The organism is Haloferula rosea (genome assembly GCF_016595525.1).
Lineage (GTDB): Bacteria > Verrucomicrobiota > Verrucomicrobiia > Verrucomicrobiales > Akkermansiaceae > Haloferula > Haloferula rosea.
On record NZ_JAENII010000003.1, the window covers coordinates 392800 to 411955 of the forward strand.

11 protein-coding genes are annotated in these 19156 nt (G+C 58.3%); 10 read left to right on the forward strand and 1 reads right to left on the reverse strand.

What is annotated here, in order from left to right; genetic code table 11:
- The 7 genes from JIN81_RS06105 (at position 1) to JIN81_RS06135 (ending at position 12426) form a co-directional block, all read left to right on the forward strand.
- The gene (locus tag JIN81_RS06105) at positions 1 to 2373 is read left to right on the forward strand and encodes an alpha-L-rhamnosidase-related protein (RefSeq protein WP_200277680.1); all 2373 of its coding nucleotides are present in this window, start codon (positions 1 to 3) and stop codon (positions 2371 to 2373) included.
- 349 nt (positions 2374 to 2722) lie between these two features.
- The gene (locus tag JIN81_RS06110) at positions 2723 to 2944 is read left to right on the forward strand and encodes a hypothetical protein (protein ID WP_200277683.1); all 222 of its coding nucleotides are present in this window, start codon (positions 2723 to 2725) and stop codon (positions 2942 to 2944) included.
- A 71-nt stretch (positions 2945 to 3015) separates the two neighbouring features.
- Positions 3016 to 4107 carry a hypothetical protein gene (locus JIN81_RS06115; protein WP_200277685.1) on the forward strand — a complete coding sequence of 364 codons (1092 nt, stop codon included), beginning with the start codon at positions 3016 to 3018 and terminating at the stop codon, positions 4105 to 4107.
- A gap of 35 nt (positions 4108 to 4142) precedes the next feature.
- Positions 4143 to 7670 (forward strand): LamG domain-containing protein, encoded by a 3528-nt coding sequence (locus JIN81_RS06120; protein ID WP_200277687.1) that lies wholly within the window; start codon positions 4143 to 4145, stop codon positions 7668 to 7670.
- Positions 7671 to 7730: 60 nt separating this feature from the next.
- Positions 7731 to 10565, forward strand: a complete 2835-nt coding sequence (locus JIN81_RS06125) for a family 78 glycoside hydrolase catalytic domain (protein ID WP_200277693.1) — start codon at positions 7731 to 7733, stop codon at positions 10563 to 10565.
- The gene (locus JIN81_RS06130; RefSeq protein ID WP_200277694.1) at positions 10562 to 11287 is read left to right on the forward strand and encodes a 3-keto-disaccharide hydrolase; all 726 of its coding nucleotides are present in this window, start codon (positions 10562 to 10564) and stop codon (positions 11285 to 11287) included. The genes JIN81_RS06125 and JIN81_RS06130 overlap by 4 nt, the downstream gene beginning before the upstream one ends.
- Positions 11288 to 11340: 53 nt before the next feature.
- Complete coding sequence (locus tag JIN81_RS06135; RefSeq protein ID WP_200277696.1) at positions 11341 to 12426, forward strand: hypothetical protein; 1086 nt, start codon at positions 11341 to 11343, stop codon at positions 12424 to 12426.
- Positions 12427 to 12689: 263 nt separating this feature from the next.
- Here JIN81_RS06135 and JIN81_RS06145 read toward each other — a convergent pair whose 3' ends face one another.
- Positions 12690 to 13457 (reverse strand): AraC family transcriptional regulator, encoded by a 768-nt coding sequence (locus JIN81_RS06145; protein WP_200277700.1) that lies wholly within the window; start codon positions 13455 to 13457, stop codon positions 12690 to 12692.
- A gap of 198 nt (positions 13458 to 13655) precedes the next feature.
- Between JIN81_RS06145 and JIN81_RS06150 the strand changes: the two genes are divergently transcribed.
- The 3 genes from JIN81_RS06150 to JIN81_RS06160 form a co-directional block, all read left to right on the forward strand.
- Positions 13656 to 15086, forward strand: a complete 1431-nt coding sequence (locus JIN81_RS06150; protein ID WP_200277702.1) for a hypothetical protein — start codon at positions 13656 to 13658, stop codon at positions 15084 to 15086.
- Positions 15087 to 15115: 29 nt separating this feature from the next.
- Positions 15116 to 16210 (forward strand): L-rhamnose/proton symporter RhaT, encoded by a 1095-nt coding sequence (gene rhaT / locus JIN81_RS06155; protein WP_200277704.1) that lies wholly within the window; start codon positions 15116 to 15118, stop codon positions 16208 to 16210.
- A 28-nt stretch (positions 16211 to 16238) separates the two neighbouring features.
- On the forward strand, positions 16239 to 19156 hold a 2918-nt coding region (locus JIN81_RS06160; RefSeq protein ID WP_200277706.1), incomplete at its 3' end, for a family 78 glycoside hydrolase catalytic domain.

A 19156-nucleotide genomic window follows, 5' to 3' on the forward strand; every position in this document is an offset into this window, starting at 1 on the left:
ATGAAGAAATGGATTCTATTTGGAGCCCTGACCGCTTGCTCGGTGATGGGATCTTGGGCGAAAGAGGCACCGGTCGACTGGAAGGCTCAGTGGATCTGGCAGGAAGAGGATGGGCCCGACAATTCGTGGGTGGCTTTCCGGAAAGAGGTTCAGATTACCGAGGTGCCGGACAAGGTGATCGCGAGTATTTCCGCGGACAGCAAATACTGGATGTGGATCAATGGCGAAATGGTGGTGTTTGAGGGCAGTGTGGCACGGGGGTCCAGCCCGGCCATACCATGGAACCGGGTTAAGGAAATTTGGACGCTTCCACCGGAAACCAAGCCCTCCAATTCGTATTACGAAGAAGTGGACATCACCTCACACCTCAATCCCGGTAAAAACACGATTGCGGTCCTGGCGTGGTATTGGGGCAAGGAAACCCACAAGGGAACGCATATCGACAGCGGCAAAGGGGGCTTTATTTTCCAGGCGGATTTCGGCGACCATCAGGTAATTTCAGATCGGAGCTGGAAGGTCAAAGCCGACCCTGCGTATGCGCTGGAGAATTGCGACGCCGGGAAGAACATCGTCCAGTTCAGCGTCCGCTATGACGCACGCCATGAAATGAGCGACTGGATTTCTCCGGAGTTCTCCGATGCGGACTGGAACGCCGCGACCGAGAAAGGCACTCCGCCGACGGCTCCTTGGTACAAGCTGGAAGAAAATTATGTGCCTGCTTTGGTTAACCACGGGCTGAAAGACTACGAAAATTATCCTGGATCCAAATTCCCCTTTGTCAGCAAAGGAGAAATCATCACCTGTGAACTACCGTTCAACAAACAGATCACTCCCTACCTTGAGGTGGAGGCCGATGCCGGTCTTGAAATTAAGATCACGACAGACAACCGATTGAATCAGATCAACGCCTACTACACGACCAAACAAGGAAAGCAGTCCTTCGAGAGCTTTTCCTGGATGAGCGGCCACACGATCCATTACGATATTCCGGCCGGGGTCAAGGTGTTGGGACTGAAGTATCGCTGGATGAGTGTCGGTGACATCGAAGCTGGTTCATTTGAATGCAGCGACCCCTTCTACGAACGCCTCTGGTGGATGGGCCGCAACACGCTTTTCGTTTGTGCGCGCGATAACTTCATGGATTGCCCCGACCGCGAGCGTGCCTGTTGGATCGGCGACGTGGCGGACCAGGCCAGCTACTTGTTCTACTGCATGGATGATGCCGGCCGACAACTCTTGAAAAAGGCGATCCGGATCACCATGGCCTACAGCCACGAAGGAGTCTACGGCGCACTCGGGCCGCTGCGCCTGCGAGAACTGCCCACGCAGAGCCTGCAGTTTGTTGATCAGGGAATCTGGCAATACTACCTCAACACTGGTGACAAGGAAACCCTTCGCGATGTCTACCCTTATGTGCGCGACTACCTGAACCTCTGGAAAATGGGCGCTGATGGTTTACCCAAAAGAGCGAAACGCTCCATGGATTCCTGGAACTGGAGCGATTGGGGTCAAAAGGGAACCGTGGACGACAAGGTGATTCTTGATTCGCTCTATTTCATGGCGCTCAACAGCGCAAAAAAGATGGCTCTGGAGCTGGGTGAAAAGCAGGACCTCCCTTGGTATGACAAACGTATCGAGGCTCTGCAAAAGGGCTTCAACAACCAATACTGGACCGGGAAATTCTACAGCAGCAATGCCAAGAAATTCCAGGATGACCGCGCCAATGCGCTAGCCATTCTCAGCGGCGTCGCCAGACCAGACAAGCATGACGCCATCGTCGAGAACGTCCTGATCCCGAATCAATTCTGCAGTCCGCATTTCGAGTGGATGGTGGAAGACGCCATGTCCAATGCCGGGCACTATGGCGCCGCCCTCAAGCGGATGAAGGAACGCTACCAAAGCCAAGTTGACCGCAAGGGCTTGAGCACCCTCTATGAGATGTTCCCCAAAGGAGGATCCTATAATCACGCCTGGAATGCACCGAACACGATCCTCGCCAAGCATATGGTCGGCATCACTCCGACCGAGGTCGGGTGGAAGGAGTATCAGATTCTTCCAAACCTGGAGCACTTCACCACACTGAAACAGGTGATCCCCAGCGTGAAAGGTGACATTACCGTAGATATCAACCTGACGGATTCAGCCTATCGCATGAAGCTGATATCGCCGCAAGACACCACAGCTTTGGTCGGGATTCCAAAGACGTCCATCACGCCAAAGACGATCAAGGTCAATGGCTCGGTGGTGTGGAACGATGGCACCATTGTTGGTAGCGTTGTCGGCCTTAGCCCGAGCGGTGAAGATGAGAAATACCTCAAGTTCAAAGTGGCACCCGGAACGTGGACGTTTTCAGCTGAAACACAGAATCCGTAGGCCATAGAGAAATTGCCCTTACCGGCAACGGCGGCCTCAGGGCCGTCTTGGCGTCACCCGCTGCAGGCATCAGGGAAAGGCGCCTTCAGCAAATCGGGTTAACCTTTATTGACAATTCATAACCCAATTCTACCGGGCTTGAAGCGGACGGTTCATGAGGAAAAAATCCCTCTGTCACGTAAACAAGCGACAAAACCCCACATGCCCTTTTGGCGGGTTCGTTCGTTAAACAGTCAACGGTGGATGACTCCATTCCGAATCCTCACCAAAAGCCCAAATCCGTCCTCCTGACACCGTTGCCCGGATTCCCCAAGAATTCCCGGCCACGACACCAAGGCGAAGAAGCTCCATGAAACGAACCCATCTCATCGATGCGACCCTCTCCCCCGCTCTTGGAAAGATCGACGCCTCCGCCTACGAAGTCTGGACCGGTGCCCGCCTGATGCGCAGTTCCGATGCCACCAAGACTTCCGATTGGGACCTTCGGGCATCCAGTTCATCTTCGATCGGAGCGACGATCCCGCCGCGCACTCAGAGACGCCTCGTCCGGCCAGACATCGTCAGGCCTTGATTGAAATCCAAGAACCACCGAAGCCCATTCGTAAAATCCTTCACGGCGCTAGTCGCCCTGCCATTCAACCCATGTCCTCCGGCAAGCATAGAAGCTCCTTCCTGCTCGGTGTTTCCGCACTCGTGATCGGCATGGCCGCGCTTGTCTTCATCTCGGGACCTCAATCGGATATGGCGAAGACAAATCACATATCCGGCATCCCTACGGATTCACCCTCCACAACCCGCACTTCCGATCGGGGCCCATCGAAGCCGTCAAGTGGAGGCAGTCACTCTGGTCTTGCGGAAAAGCTGAATGCGCTTCTGGCGGAAGCCGACGAAAGGGATCAGTCGGAGGTTCTCTATGATCTGATGCTCGAAGCCCCGCTGGAGGAAGTTCGGGAGCTATTGGCGCTCAGCGACGGCACGGAGGAATATTCCGCGGGTTTCAGGGAGGAAATGAAGTTGGCGGCATTCGAGCGGTGGCATCACCTCGATCCCGCTGAGGCCCTTCGTGCGATCGCCGCTTCGTCACTGTCTGCCGATCGGAGGGACTCCAGAATCGAACTCTATCTGGAGGATTGGGCGGGGCGTGCGCCGCAGGAGGTTCGAGCGTTTCTGCAGGAAGAGGGATTGGCGGGTGTTTCGCAGGATGTGATCGACTGCGCGCTTGCGCGAGGCGCTGCAGCGAGTGGGGAGCGTGCGATGTTCGAGGATGCCCTGGGCAGAATCGAGGAGCCGAAGAGGCGGAATTTCACGATCAAGTCGGTCGCCCGGACCTTGCAGCGTGATCACGAGGCGCTCTTCGATGCCTGGGTGCCGACCTTGCCTTCGGAGGATCAGGCCACCGCAATCGCGGAAAGTGCCTGGATGCTGGTGGATCAGGATCCCGACCGGGCATTGGCACGATTGGATCAACTGGAGGAACTCGGTACCGATGAACTGTCGGTCACACGGTCCCGGGTGGCGGTGAAGTGGACCCGCAAGGACCCCGTGAAAGCCGGCCAGTGGGTATTGACGCAGAATCTCGTCGCTGAGGAGCGCGAAGAATTGGTTTCGCTCGTGTTCAAAGTCTGGATGTCGAAGGACCGCGATGCCGCCGTGGCCTGGGCGGAGGATTCGATCAAACGTGGGGCGATGGACGAAGCCTTCATGAACCGCGTGGCCGAGCGCCTGCAACCCTGATTTGCCCCATAAACCGCATGAACTTGATGAGAAAGATGAAAACCGCATTTGCCATATTTATGGCGGTCTTTGCCGCCCAAGTGAGCTTCGGCTACGAAGTCTGGTTCGGCCTGCCGTATATTCCCAAAGGCTCCCACGACGAACTCAAAGATCAATGGGACATCGTGGCGGAGCAGATAGAGGGGATCAACACCAACAATGTAGACACCCAGCGACCCAGCGCTGAAAAAAACACCGCGGCCGAGTGGAAGGAGATCGTGCAGTGTATGCCAAACGGCAAGAACAATGCCGTTCTCGAGTTTCCCCGCACGCATTTCGCCTATGATGGATTTGGCGGCGATCGTCGGGATCCGCTGCCTGATACGTTGGTCGTGAAGTTCAGGAAGGAATCCCGACTCGGTTGCACTATCAAGTGGGTGATGCCATTCGATAATCAGCCTGGCGAAGATCGCGACCTGCCGGTGGAGGAGTGGTCCGATGCCGACCTGCAGGAGTTGCGTGACTGGCTGGACAACAATGGTCATGCGGATGTTCGAATCATCAGCAACGTAAGGAACAATGGCACACGCTCCCGTTCTTTTTCCCAGAAGGCAATCGTGGAAGGGGTTTCCATCGAAGCCAGAGCGGAGCTTTGGTTCGAGAACAATGGGAGCCGGCAGGATTACCTCCTTTGGGCCCTGGGAAATCCTTCGGTCAAAGACAAGTTTTTCAAGTTTCAGGTGCCTTTCAACACAAACGGTAGCGACAGTGGATTCCAAGGAATGCGTGAGTTCATGAGGTGGCTGTCCACCCCTGCGATGCTTGGAAGCACGGACTTTATTCGTCGCGATGACGTCGCCTTCATGATCATCACCTACTCGGACAATTTCCCCTTGCTTCCTGAAACATCCCCAGATGGTACGCAATATGAAGCCACACTATTCTCAACAGCACTCTCGATCATTGAGCAAAGAGACCTTTTTGAAGGAAGGGGTCCTGGTGGACTGATTTCCCTGGAACAGGCATTGAGCTATGATCGGATCCTGGTCAGCCCGACCCCCACCTCCGGCCTGGTGGCTCACTGGCCGCTCGACGAGGGATCGGGCACATCGACCGCCGACGTTTCCGGATTCGGCTCGGATGCTTCGCTTCTGAATGGTGCCTCGTGGGGCAGCGACGCGACCCGTGGCAGCCATGTGGTCTTCGACGGCACGAACGACCGCATTGCAACGGCTTTTACCTACGCGCTTTCCAACACGGACAAGTTCACCTGGACCTGGTGGGCGAAGAAGGATCTCTCTTCCCATGCGAATTCGATCATGGTGGGCAACCGCTATGGCGGCACCGGTTCGGAGAGCCTCGAATTCATCAAGTTCATGCCGATCAAGGCGGCATTCGCCAATACGGGCAGTAGTGCGAGCATCGAGGATTACAACTACGCGGACCTTCCTTCGAACGAGTGGCATCACTATGCGATGGTGAAGAACGGGACGAGCTGCCAGTGGTATGTGGATGGTGTCGCGCAAGGATCGCCTGTCACGATCAACTACAACGAGACCTCGCCGATTCCGTTCCTGATCGGTGGCGATGACAACAACACCAACGCCAACGACGGCCCGGTAAACGAGCATTTCAAAGGAGCGATCGACGATGTCGTGCTCTACCGCAGTGCGCTGAGTGCGGCGGAAGTGACGGATGTCATGGGCGGGAGCTATGCGTTGACGATCCCGATGGCCACTGCAGCACTAGGTGGCCCCGTGAACCTGGTCGACGGTAGCACGTGGGCAGACGGTCTGCCTCCGCACGCGGGATACAACTATCTGGTTCCGAACACGGGCAACCTGCGGGGCGAAAGCGGCACCTCGACCTTCCCCGGGTTTTCCCTGACAGTCGAGGCGGGGGGAAGATTCCAGGTCCGGGCGATCGAGGATTCCGGGGAGATGACGATGATCGACTCCTTGATTCTCGAAGGCGGATCAAGCTACGGCGCCGGGGACTTCGCTGATGTGACGGCCGGCACCGGTTCGTCGATCACCAATGCGCTCGGCGGAGCCATCACGAACTCCGGATTCACACGCTTTCTCACCTTTGGAAGCTCGGGTGGCAGCACCCTTGACCGGAGCCTCAAGGTGTCGTCGCGGATCGGGGGAAGCGGTCGGATCCAGGCAAAGGAAAGCGGTCAGGGGCTCAGCTCGATCACGATTTCAAATGGTAGCAACACCTTCTCGGGCATCTGGGAAGTGGCGGGCGGGAGCACGCTGATCTTCGAGCAAGGCGGCGCGGTGGGCGATGCCGACATCGAGGTCGTCGCGGGCGGCATGCTCGAAATCCTCGGAGACTGGGACGAAGAGGCCATGCTCAGCGTGGCGGATGCTCCCGGGACGGAAGTCAAGGTGGGCACCAACCGTTGGACGATCGCCGGCTTGAATCTGGGAAGTGTTGCGGTTGCCGATGGCGTTTACACGCCTGCCGATCTCTCTGGGCTTGGGAATGCCATCTTTTCCGGCACCGGCACGATCACGGTCGGGGACCCGGCAGCCGGAATGCAGGTCGTCGCCGGATGGGATCAATGGTCCAGCGGAACGGCTCCGGTCGCGACGGTGACCGCACAAGGAATCACGGCCACGGCGGCGGCTTCCACCGCCGAGGGGAACTGGAGCAACAGCGACAAGAGCAACGATGGTCGTGGCTCCAGCGGCGACGGCACCTGGGGGACGTTTGATGGCGGAGGTGCGTCCGCCAGCAGCGCGACATCCGGAGCGGGAGCGAACATGACGGCCCTCAATGGTGTGGAAGAGGCAGAGATCACACTCACCCTGACGAACAACGGCCCGACCGACTGGAATCTCGACGGCGTCCACTTCGATGTGCTCGCTTTCCGTCCCAACGCACCGAGGAGCTACGAGCTGGTGGTCGTGAGCGGTGACATGACCACGGGCAGCGTGTTCGAGTCCTCGGCTGAGGAGATCAACCACGTAGCGGGAACGCTCCCCGGCACCCATGACACCCATGACCAGATCGATCTCTATTTCACGGAACTCGCCGACCGGACCCTCGAGGTCGAAGAGTCGGCGACCATCAGGATCACCTTCGGTGGCGGTGCGGGATCCGCGTTGGGACATCACCTGTTCCTGGACAACCTTGCGGTTTCAGGATTCACGACGCCGCTGTCCCTGTCCGCGATCGAAGCCTGGCGCGAGTATTACTTCGGACCCGCCTTCATTTCGGGAACGGGCATCGCCGCGGATTCCTACGACGCGAACTTCGACGGGGAAAGTAACCTGATCGAGTTCGCGACCGGGCAGGATCCGGGTGCAGGCACCTTGGCTTCCACGCCATTGACAGTGAACGGCGGCAATCTCGAGTTCCGCTACACCCGCAGCAAGGCCGCGCTGGCCGATGGGATGAACTTTACCGTCGAGTGGAGTGATACGCTTCTGCCTGACTCATGGAGCGCGGACGGCGTCACGGAAACGACCGACCCGGAAAACCCCGGAGACAGCGAAGTGGAGAATCGTATCGCCACCATTCCAGCGGGCAGTGCCGGCAGGCGATTCGTTCACCTGAAAGTTTCCAATCCCTGACGCTCTGTCCAAGCGAGATCCCAACATCCATTGACCCTCCTACCTCTGTCTCCGCTATCCATGCAAACCAGACAATACATCCCTCTCCTCTACTCGGGGATCCTCTTCCTCTTCGCTTCCGGTACCGCATCCGCGATGAACGTCGGGATCGACGAATTGAAGACGGAATATCTCGTCAACCCGATCCAACTCGACACGGCGACACCTCGGCTGAGTTGGAAACTCAGGCCCGTGGACCCGAACGCCCGCGACATTTCCCAAACGGCCTATCAGGTTCTGGTCGCCAGCAGCGCGGAGCGCCTGGCCGAAGACAAAGGCGACTTGTGGGACAGCGGTCGTGTGAAGTCTTCGCAATCGATTCTCGTTCCCTACGGCGGCTCTCCACTTGAGAGTCGCCAACGCGCCTTCTGGAAAGTCCGTGTCTGGGATCAAGACAAGCAACCCGGCGACTGGTCCGCCCCCGCATCGTGGGAAATGGCCCTGCTCGAAGCCAGCGACTGGGAAGGCTCCCAGTGGATCGGCCACGCGGACGATACCCGCAAATCAGAGCACTCGGCCCGCGAACAAATTCAAGAGAAGAAAAAGTTCGATGCCTTCCCCTCCCCCCTGCTGCGAAAGGAAGTCGCCCTCGACAAGGAAGTCCGCTCCGCCAGAGCCTACGTCAGCGGCGTCGGCTACTTCGAACTCTACATCAACGGCAGCAAGGTCGGAGAAAACCTCCTCGATCCGGGTCAGACGAACTACAACAAGCACACGCTCTACGTCACCCACGACATCACGAAGCATCTCACCTCCGGAACCAACGCACTCGGCATCTGGCTCGGCAATGGCTTCTACGGCCAGAACCTCGCCTTTAACCCCGCATTCAAATACGGCAAACCTTCGGTGCGCGCCAAGTTCGTGATCGACTATCAGGACGGCAGCCGTGTTGAGTTCGCAACCACCACCGATTGGAAGACCGCCCAAAGCCCGATCATCTTCGACAACATCTACTGGGGCGAAACCTACGACGCCCGCATCGAGATCCCTGATTGGTCGAAACCCGGTTTCGATGACTCGAAATGGCAGGCCGCCATCAAGCAACCAGCCCCCTGCCCCGACGACAAGCTCCGCTCGCAGTTGATCCCGCCGATTCAGGTGATGGATCGTCTCGATCCGGTCAAGGTGTTCCCCAGCGGCGAGGGGAAATACATCGTCGATTTCGGCAAGAACATTGCGGGCTCGGTTGAGATCACCGTCGACCAGCAGGCCGGCGACCTGATCAAGATCGTCCCGGCGGAAGTCCTCAACAAGGACGGCAAGAGCCTGAACATGCGAACCATGGGCGGCGCACCGGGAAGCGATCACGAACTTTGGTACATCTGCAAGGGTGGCGGGCCGGAATCATGGTCGCCGCGTTTCACCTACACCGGCTTCCAGTTTGTCGAAATCAGTGGCCTGAAGGAACCACCGACCAAGGACAGCATCCAGGCCCTCATGATCCGCAGCGCGATCCGCCGAACCGGCGATTTCTCCTGCTCGGACGAAATGCTCAACAAACAGTATCAGGCCAGCCTGCTTACTCTGGAAGACAACTGGCACTCGATCCCCGAGGACTGCCCGCACCGCGAAAAATGCGGCTGGCTTGGCGACGCCCACGCCGCCGCCGACATCAGCTTCTACAGCTACGACATGAGCCGTTTCTTCACCAAGTTCATGTGGGATATCGAAGACAGCCTGACCAAGGATGCACGCGTCCGGAAATTCCTGAAGAATCGCCCCGGCGTCCCCCCCATGGTCTCCCCTGGGAAGCGCGCCAACCGCGTCGGCAACATCGACTGGGCCGTCGCCTACGTGATCGTCCCCTGGCGGATGTATCTGCACACCGGCGACCTCGATGTCTTCAGGGAGCACTACCCCCACATTAAGGATTTCATCACCTACTACGGGAGCTTTAAGAACAAGGACGGCATCATCGCGGATGGCCTCGGCGACTGGTGCCCGCCACGCTGGGACCGGAAAGCTGCTCCGGAATTCATGGAATGCCATCCCCACGTTTCCGGCACCGCCTTCTACTACGAAGCCCTCCAGATCACCGGAAAGATGGCTCGCGAAATGGGTGATACGAAGTATGCCGATTGGTGCTTCAAGGAAGCGGAGAACATCAACCGCGCCTTCCATAAGACCTGGCTCAAGCCGGTCAAGGGCTCGAAGCACCAGCACTACGGCAGCCAAACCGCCACCGTGATGGCACTCCGCTTCGGCATGACACCTGAAGATCAGGTCGCGGATCGCATGGCCGCGCTGCTCCATGACATCGAGGAACTCCACGACGGCCACCATTCCTGCGGCATCCACGGCCTGCGCCATTTCTACACTGTCCTCGCGGAGAACGATCAGGAAGCCCTCGCCTACCGCATGCTCACCGACACCACCTTCCCCGGGCCCGCCTACATCATGAACCAGGGTCTCTCCACCTGGCCCGAGCGGCAATTCGAGTGGGACAAGGAGGTCTATCGCAACTCCTTCAACCACCCCATGCAGGGTGGCTTCACCGCCTTCATGCACGAGTCCGTGGGCGGTATCGAACCAGCCTTCGAGCAACCCGGCTACAAGCGCTTCACCCTGAAACCCCACCTCACCTCGGAACTCCAGTGGGCCAAGACCAGCATGGAGTCGCCCTACGGCACCATCCGCAGTGACTGGAAGAACAGCGACGATCAATTCGAGTGGAGCGTCGAAGTCCCTCCGAACTCGAAGGCGACGCTCTACTTCCCCTATCGAGAAGGCCGTCAACTCATGGAAGGAGACGAGGTCATTGAAATGGGGACCCGCAGCAGCAAGGAAGGCCGCCAGACCTGGCTGAAGCACGAAGTTGGGTCCGGACTCTACCATTTCACCATTTCTCAATCATGAAACGACAACTCGCAACACTAGCCCTTCTCGGCGTGATCGCTGGCTCCACCGGATTGCTCACCGCCGACCCGGTCAAAAAGCAGACATCCACACCAAAAGTGGAAACCCAACTCATCAACAACGACCCGGAACCCGACCTGAAGGTGGAAGGTTTCGTTTCTCTCTTCGACGGGGAGACGTTGACGGGGTGGACGCCAAAGCAGGGAACCATGAAATTCGAAGTCAGGGATGGCGTGATCGTTGGAACCTGCAGCAAGGGACCCAGCACCTTCCTCTGCACCGACAAGGACTACACCGACTTTATCTTCACCTGTGAGACCAAATGGGAAGTGGATGGAAACAGCGGGGTTCAAGTTCGATCACGCACTCGCAAGGAAAAGAAAACGGACGTCGTCTTCGGTCCCCAGGTCGAAATGGAAGACCTCGCCAAGAATGGTCGTGGCTGGTCCGGAGGGATCTACGGACAGGCATGCGGCGGTTGGCTCTATCCCCTCAAGTCCCCCGCGCACAAGCCGCTCAAGAACATCATCGACCGCAGCGGCTGGAATCGCATCACCGTCAAGGTCGAGGGAAACGTCTTCAAAACCTGGATCAACGGCAAGCCCGCCGCCCACTGGGTCGATGACAAGAACGAGTATCCGAAAGGCTTCATCGGGCTCCAGGTTCACGGAGGAAAGCAAGGCACCATCCTGTGGAGAGAGCTGAAAATTAAAGAACTCTGAAGACAGTCCTCGCCAAGCAATTCCCCAACCAGTCCCGAAAGGACACCCACCACATGACCCGAAGATTCCCACACACCTTGTCAGTCCGGACCGCAGCCGCCCCGCTGCTTGCCGGTGCTGTTCTCCAGACGAGTGCCATCGCGGGAAACGTGGACGATTTCTACACCCAGAAAGGCAGCGACCCAAGCTTCGAAGAGGTGATGGAGAGCGGCGATTTGCCCAGAGGAAAGAATTCGGCAACCGGATTCGAAGGCGCAAGAATTTCGATCAACCACGAGCTCCTTAAGGATGGCCCGAATGCCCGCCGGCCCCTGATCCAAGACATCATGATCCACACCCTGGGCAACAGCGTGATTCGACGGAAGGATTTCCCCAAGTGGTCGAGGTGGTATCAGGAGGATGGAAACACCCAGATCTTCCGACTTTTCAAGGACGAGGAGAACGTCCGAAATTCCCGCGGACTCGCCGCCCGGATCGAGGCGTTCAGCGAGTTCAAATGGAAGAAAGGCGACGGCTGGCAGGAGTGGGTCGCCACCTACACAATCATCAAGCCGCACAACTGCTCGATCTTCCAGGCCAAGAATCCGATCAACGACTGGTCCGTCATGATCAACATGAACAAGAATGGCGATGTGAATCTCAACCATCGTCGCGGCGAAGACAAACGCTTGGCCAGTAACATGACCGGCAAACCCTTCCACATCCGGGTCCGCGAGAACGGCCACGACTACGAAGTCTACTTCAACGGCAAGCTGGAGGGCGCAGGAAGCTACGATCGACCCAAGGGCGAAACCGGCTTTCGCTGGGGCATGTATCTCGGCGCCAAGCCGGTCACCCACGACGCCATGATCCTCGTCACCGGTGCCGCGATCAATCCGAAGGATTCCGGGGAACAACTCGTAGCCGAACCCAAGCCGGAACCTCAACCCGAACCAGAACCGGAACCAGGCATTCCCATTCCGCTCCGCACTTGGAAGAACCGCAATGGAGAAAGCATCAGGGCCGAAGCCCGCTTCGAGGCGGGAAGCGATGTCATCAAACTCAAGGTCCGCGGCAAATGGATCCCCTACCCAGTTGAAGAACTCTCAGACACCGACCGGAAGGAACTGGCTAAGGCCATGGAAGCACTTCCCGATTGAACCAATCAGGATGGCGAAACCTCTCCCATCAGGACAGCTCAAGAACCTCAGCAAAGCCTCCACTCCCCTCATCGCCTTCCACGCAAGTTGTGCACTCGCTGGATGCTCGACGAATGGGACACTCGAGTTGATGGATATCGTTCCTCCAAACACAAGCATCACGATCGAATTCCCAAATCACAGAATGAGCAAGATCCTCGGAGCGGGGAAACACGACTTCAGTTTGAAGATGTAGGACTCCAACGAGTACCCCTGCATCAATATCATAGCCCGCGTCCCTTGGCCATGGTCGCTATCCGCCACAGATCGGGAGCAATTCCGTAAGCCTGCTTGAACGAAGAGGATAGATGAAAGCCGGAGCTGAAACCGGTTTGCGCGGCGATGTCATCGAGGGTGGCCTCGCTAGAGGCCATCAAAGCACGGGCACGGGTCAGACGCAGGTGGATTACATAGCGCCATGGCGAGAAGCCCGTGTGCTTCCGAAATTCGCGACGGAAGTGCGAGTAGGCGACGCCGAGATCTTTTGCCAGAGACTCGATCTTCAGCGGCTCGCGGTAGTGATCACTGAGGTAGCGTTCGGCACGATGAACCGCACGCTGGATGTTAGAGAGCACCGAAGGACCGGCAGCAACCCGTGCGCATTGGGCAAGGACCTGCAGTGCAAGGGCCGCCAACTCCGGCTGGCTTCCCGGTTCGTCGGCTCCCACTCGCAGGTGAATCCGGTTGAGGGCTTCTTCGATCCCGGAACCCAACACGCCCTGCCGGAGAACCGGGTCTTCCGGAAAGACCTCATTCTCAAGCAAGCCATCAACCACTGGTCCACGAACCTCGATCCAGCTCTCAACCCACCCGGTCTCCGGATCAGGCCGGTAGCGGTGCCAGGTATTCGGAAGGATCAAAAACACCATGCCTGCCTCGACCCGTTCCTGCTCGGTTGAGCGCGTTTCGATGACTCCACCACCGTCCGCCAGAAAGACCACCTGCAGCGCTTCGATGACACGCCCGTGATCCCAGTTAAGCGCATGATCCATAGGATGTTCCGCCGGTGGGTATGAGCTATGAGGCGGCACCCGGGTGAAACCGGATGCCGACAGCACCGAGCCCCATTTCAGAAGCTCCGGAGGCGTCGGGAGATAGCGAAAGTAATTCTCCATAAAAAAGTCATTTTCTGTATGGTGATGATCATCCTGACTATTCCCTTCAGATTGGCGACCCTCTAATCTGGGACCATGAGTGACACACCTCTGCGCATCGGCTTGTTCGGGATCGGACTCGATACCTACTGGCCGCAGTTTGAGGGCCTGAAACAGCGCCTTGAGGGTGATCTCGAAACCGTCGCCAGGAAACTCGGCCGTCTCGGAGTGGAGATCGTCAACGTCGGCCTCGTCGACAGCCCCGAACGCGCCTACGAGGCTGGCCGGGAGCTGCGCCGCGCCGATGTCGACCTGATCTTCCTGCACGTCACCACCTACGCGCTGTCATCGACGGTGCTGCCGGTGGTGCGGCGCGCCAAGGTTCCCGTGATCGTGCTGAATCTCGCCCCCGCTCCGGCGATCGACTACGCCAGCTTTAACGCTCTCGGCGACCGGACCAAAATGACAGGCGAATGGTTGGCCCACTGTTCGGCCTGCCCCGTCCCGGAGATCGCAAACGTTCTTCAGCGTGCGGGCATCCGTTTCCATCAGGTCACCGGCGTCCTTCACGACGACCCGATTTGCTGGGACGAGATCGATGCCTGGGTGGAAGCCGCACGGGTGGCTGCGGTGATGGCGGAGAACCGTCTGGGCCTGATGGGCCACTACTACAGCGGCATGCTGGACATCTACTCGGACGTGACCTTGCAATGCGCCGTCTTCGGAACCCACATCGAGATCCTCGAGGTCGATGAACTGGCCGCGCGGCGGCGTGATGTCATCGAAACGGAGATCGCCGACCGAGTCGCGGAATTTCATCAGGTCTTCGACGTCCAATCCGACTGCCCGGCTGAAGACCTCGCCGAAGCAGCGAGGACCGCGGTGGCGCTCGATGCGATGGTGGCTGATCACCGTCTCGGATCGATGGCCTACTACTACAAGGGCACCGGCGTCAGCGAAAACGAAACTGCGGTCGAATCCATCATCCTCGGAAGTTCACAACTCACCGGGCGCGGCATTCCGGTGGCGGGCGAGTATGAAGTGAAAAACGTGCAGGCGATGAAAATCATGGACCTCTTCGGTGCCGGGGGATCATTCACCGAATACTACGCCATGGATTTCAACGACGACGTGGTGCTGATGGGTCACGACGGACCAGGACACATCGCAATCGCCGAGGGCAAGACCAAGGTGCGGCCGCTCAAAGTCTATCACGGCAAGGTCGGCAAAGGGGTCTCGGTCGAAATGGCGGTCAAACACGGTCCCGTCACCCTGCTCTCGGTGATCGAGCGCCCCAGCGGAAAGCTCGCGCTACTGGTGGCTCAAGGCGAGTCGGTGGCCGGCCCGATCCTTGAGATCGGCAATACCAACAGCCGCTATCGATTCGAATGCGGAGCGAGGGAATTCGTGAACCGCTGGAACGACGCAGGACCCGCCCACCACTGCGCGGTTGGCATCGGTCATCTCGCCGACAAGATTGAGAAACTCGGCGAACTCCTCGAGATCCAAGTGATCAACGTTATCTAACACCCTCAACAAGCTCATCCCAAAAACTCATGAATCCCCTTCTCGGCGTTCTCTTTCACTGGCTCGGCGGTCTTGCCGCCGGGTCCTTCTACGTCCCCTTCCGCGGCGTCAAGCGCTGGTCCTGGGAAACCGCCTGGCTGGTCGCCGGCGTGTTCTCCTGGATCATCGCCCCATGGGTCTTCGCCCTGATCAACACCAAGGATGTCGTCGCCGTCCTTCGAGAGACACCACGTGAGACCTGGTTCTATACCTACCTCTTCGGCGCGATGTGGGGCATGGGCGGACTGACCTTCGGACTGACGATGCGCTACCTCGGCATGTCGTTGGGCATGGCGGTGGCGCTCGGCTACTGCACGGTGTTCGGCACCCTGATTCCGCCCCTCTTCAAGGGCGAGTTCCATGCCAAGCTCATCGAACCGGTCAGCGGTCGCTGGGTCCTCGCCGGGCTGGTGGTCTGCGTGATCGGGATCGTGATCAACGCCCTCGCAGGAAAGGCCAAAGAGAGCGAAATGGATCAGGAACAGAAGAAGACCACCGTCAAGGAGTTCAACTTCAGGAAAGGAATCCTCGTCGCGACCTTCTCCGGCATCATGAGTGCCTGCTTCGCCTTCGGCCTCGCCGCTGGCGACCGCATCGGTGAAATCTCAAAAGAGCATGGCACCGATGCCATCTGGAGCGGTCTACCGGTGCTCATCGTTGTTCTGTTAGGCGGATTCACCACCAACTTCATCTGGTGCGTGATCCTGAACATCAGAAATCGTACGTGCTACGAATACCTTGCCGCCAAGCAAAGGGAAACCGCAGAGCCCGATGGCTCCGACACCCGTCAGATCCCCCTGATCTTCAACTATGGCTTCGCCGCCCTCGCGGGAGTCGTCTGGTATTTCCAGTTCTTCTTCTACTCGATGGGCGAGACTCAGATGGGCGACTACAAGTTCAGTTCGTGGACGCTGCACATGGCCTCGATCATCCTGTTCAGCTCGATCTGGGGACTCTGCCTCGGTGAGTGGAAGGGTGCCAGCCGAAGCGCCAAAACCCGACTCTTCATCGGCCTGGGTATTCTAGTTCTTTCCACCATCATCATCGGATACGGCAACTACATCGGCGGCCAAAGCGCTCATTGATTCCCACAGATCCAACCCTAGAAGAAACATGATTCCTGCATCCACGCGACCGTCTTTCGGGATTCTGGCTCTCCTTTCTCTCTGTTTCACCTTGGCAGGATTCGGAGCCCTGGCTCCCACCGATCTGCGCTGCGAATACCGCGTCGATCCACTCGGCATCGACAACACCAAGCCAAGACTGAGCTGGAAACTTGTGGACTCCGAAAACAAGCGCGGCCAGAGGCAAACCGGCTATCAGGTGCTCGTCGCCAGCAGCTTGGAGAAGCTTGAGGCCAATCGCGGCGACTTGTGGGACAGCGGCGGCAAAGAGGATTCCGAGTCCTTGCACCGCGTCTATGCCGGTGTCCCACTGGAATCGGGCCAGCATTGTTACTGGAAGGTTCGGGTCAATGATTCGACCGGCAAACTCTCGGACTGGAGTCAGCCGGCAAAGTTCACCATCGGTCTGCTGGCCCCCACAGACTGGAAAGGCCAATGGATCCACAAGAAGGATCAGAAGATGACCGACCATAATTGGTTTCGCAAAAACTTCACGCTCGCGCAGAACCCCTCATCCGCCACGATCCATCTCGCATCCTTCGGCTATCACGAACTCTACGTGAACGGTCAGAAGGTCGGCGATGGCGTGATGAATCCGGTGCTCTCTTTCATGAAGAAGCGCCTCCCCTATCTCACCTACGACATCGCCGAATACTTGAAGCCCGGCGACAACGTGATTGCCGTTTGGCACGCCGCCGGTTGGGCGCGCTGGCCACGGGTAAAAGAGTACCGGAAACCTCCCTTCACCTTCAAGGCACAGGCCGTGATCCAGGACAAAAGCGAGACGATGGTCTTGGGATCCGACCGCTCATGGAAGTGCTGGAAGAGCCACAGCGAATACATCGGACCATGGGATATCCTCGACTTTGGAGGCGAAAGAATCGACGCACGTCGTCAGGTTCCCGACTGGAACCAAGCCGACTATGACGACGCCAAATGGCCCCATGCCGGAGTCTGGAAAGGCAAGATTCCTGCAACGCTGAGCGCCCAGATGGTGGAGCCTCAGGTGAAGTTCCAGAAGGTGACCCCGAAAGCCATTTCCAAAAATGATGACGGCACCCACCTCATCGACATGGGGCGGAATTACACCGGCTACTTCGAAATCAATCTCCGTAACGGCACAGCCGGACAAACAGTCACCTTCGAGGTCGCCAACAGGATCGAGCCAGGAAGGCCCAGTTGTTATGGCCAGAAAAGCGAATACATCTTCGACGAGACCGGCGAAGGGACCTTCACCAACCGCTTCAATGTCGCCGGTGGTCGCTGGGTGACCGTCACCGGCTTGGGTTACCAACCAGATCTCGAGGACATCGCCGGATACGTCATCACCAACGACCGCAAACAGATCAGCAAGTTCGAGAGCTCGAGCGAACTGCTCAATCGCATCTACCTGATCAATCTCGATACCTACCTCGCCAACACCCTCGACGGCATCCTCATGGACTGCCCACACCGCGAACGACGCGGCTGGGGCGAAGTCACCGTGGCCGCCATGTATGGCGACGCCCTGCCGAACTTCGAGAGCGGTGCCTACATGGACCAGTATCTTCAATATCAGCGCGACGCACAGTTCGACGACGGCCAGATCCGCGCCATCGTCAACGAGCAGGATCGCCCCTTCTTCATGTGGAAGGCCAACAGCCCCATCACCGTCTGGGCGAGCTACCGCATGCTCGGAGACATCAAGATCCTCGAAGACAACTACGACTCGATGGAGCGTTGGATGACCTGGCTGTTCGAGCACTCCAACTACTCGACCGGCGGCAGCCTCATCGTCGGCGAGCGGGGCAAGCGCGAGTTCCCCGGTCTGGGCGATTGGTGCACGCCGAAAGGAAATTTCTGGGACAGCGCCAACTCGCCCGAAGCCAACCATTTCAACAACTGCCTCTACGCCTTCATGCTCGAAACTGCCGGTAAAGTCGCGTCGGCCCTCGGAAAGACCGACGACGCGAGAAAGTACGCGGACCGGCTTAAGGTGCAGCGCAAGGCGATCCACGACGAGTTCTACGATCCCGCCACCGGTGACTATGGAAACGGCCAACAGGTCAACCAAGCCTTCGCTTTGATCGCCGGGGTGCCGCCTGAATCCGAGAAACAGAAGGTTTACGACCGCCTCGTGGACGAAGTGCTCTACGAATTTCCCTACTACGATACTGGTAGTTCCGGCCAGGGCCTCTACACCCGCTACTTCACCGAATACGGCGAACGGATGGATCTCATCTACGAACTCCTCCGGGATGAAGCCCATCCGAGCTACGGCTACTTCCTCGCCCAGGACGAAACGACCTGGCCCGAGCGCTGGTCGTCGGTGGGCGGCAGCCGCATCCATACCTGCTACACCGGCATCGGAGGCTACTTCATCATGGGCTTCGGCGGCATTCGCCCGGATCCTGAAAAACCCGGCATGCGCCACTTTCTCGTCAAGCCCTCCCCGGTCGGCGACCTGACGTATGCGAACACCGAGTTCGTGTCGGGCTACGGGCCGATCGTTTCGAATTGGAAACGCAACGGCGAAGGGGCGAGTTTCCATATCGAGGTGCCGGTCAACAGCCGGGCGAAGGTGTTCCTTCCCGCGAACGACAAGTCGGACGTCGAGGAGGGCGGCGGGCCTGCGGAGGAGGCGGACGGCGTCCGCTATCTCGGCTCGGAAGCAAGCGCTGCCGTCGGGAACTACGTGATCTACGAGGTCGGCTCGGGATCCTATGACTTCCGCGTTTCCAAGCTGCCGGTAACGAGTTTCCCCGAGCCGATGTTCCGCGGCCCGAACCTGTCGCGGATCGCGCGCATGAGTGCCTCGTCGATGCATATCGAAACTGAGAAGATCCCCGGCTTTGAAGCGTTCAAAGCCAACGACGAAGATCCCGCGACCTCATGGCGGGCCGCATCCGCAGACGATCAATGGCTCGA

Coding starts and splice junctions, on each gene's coding strand:
- JIN81_RS06115 (WP_200277685.1), top strand. CDS start 3,016: ATGTCCTCCGGCAAGCATAGAAGCTCCTTCCTGCTCGGTGTTTCCGCA.
- JIN81_RS06135 (WP_200277696.1), top strand. CDS start 11,341: ATGACCCGAAGATTCCCACACACCTTGTCAGTCCGGACCGCAGCCGCC.
- JIN81_RS06120 (WP_200277687.1), top strand. CDS start 4,143: ATGAAAACCGCATTTGCCATATTTATGGCGGTCTTTGCCGCCCAAGTG.
- JIN81_RS06110 (WP_200277683.1), top strand. CDS start 2,723: ATGAAACGAACCCATCTCATCGATGCGACCCTCTCCCCCGCTCTTGGA.
- JIN81_RS06105 (WP_200277680.1), top strand. CDS start 1: ATGAAGAAATGGATTCTATTTGGAGCCCTGACCGCTTGCTCGGTGATG.
- rhaT (WP_200277704.1), top strand. CDS start 15,116: ATGAATCCCCTTCTCGGCGTTCTCTTTCACTGGCTCGGCGGTCTTGCC.
- JIN81_RS06145 (WP_200277700.1), bottom strand. CDS start 13,457: ATGGATCATGCGCTTAACTGGGATCACGGGCGTGTCATCGAAGCGCTG.
- JIN81_RS06125 (WP_200277693.1), top strand. CDS start 7,731: ATGCAAACCAGACAATACATCCCTCTCCTCTACTCGGGGATCCTCTTC.
- JIN81_RS06150 (WP_200277702.1), top strand. CDS start 13,656: ATGAGTGACACACCTCTGCGCATCGGCTTGTTCGGGATCGGACTCGAT.
- JIN81_RS06130 (WP_200277694.1), top strand. CDS start 10,562: ATGAAACGACAACTCGCAACACTAGCCCTTCTCGGCGTGATCGCTGGC.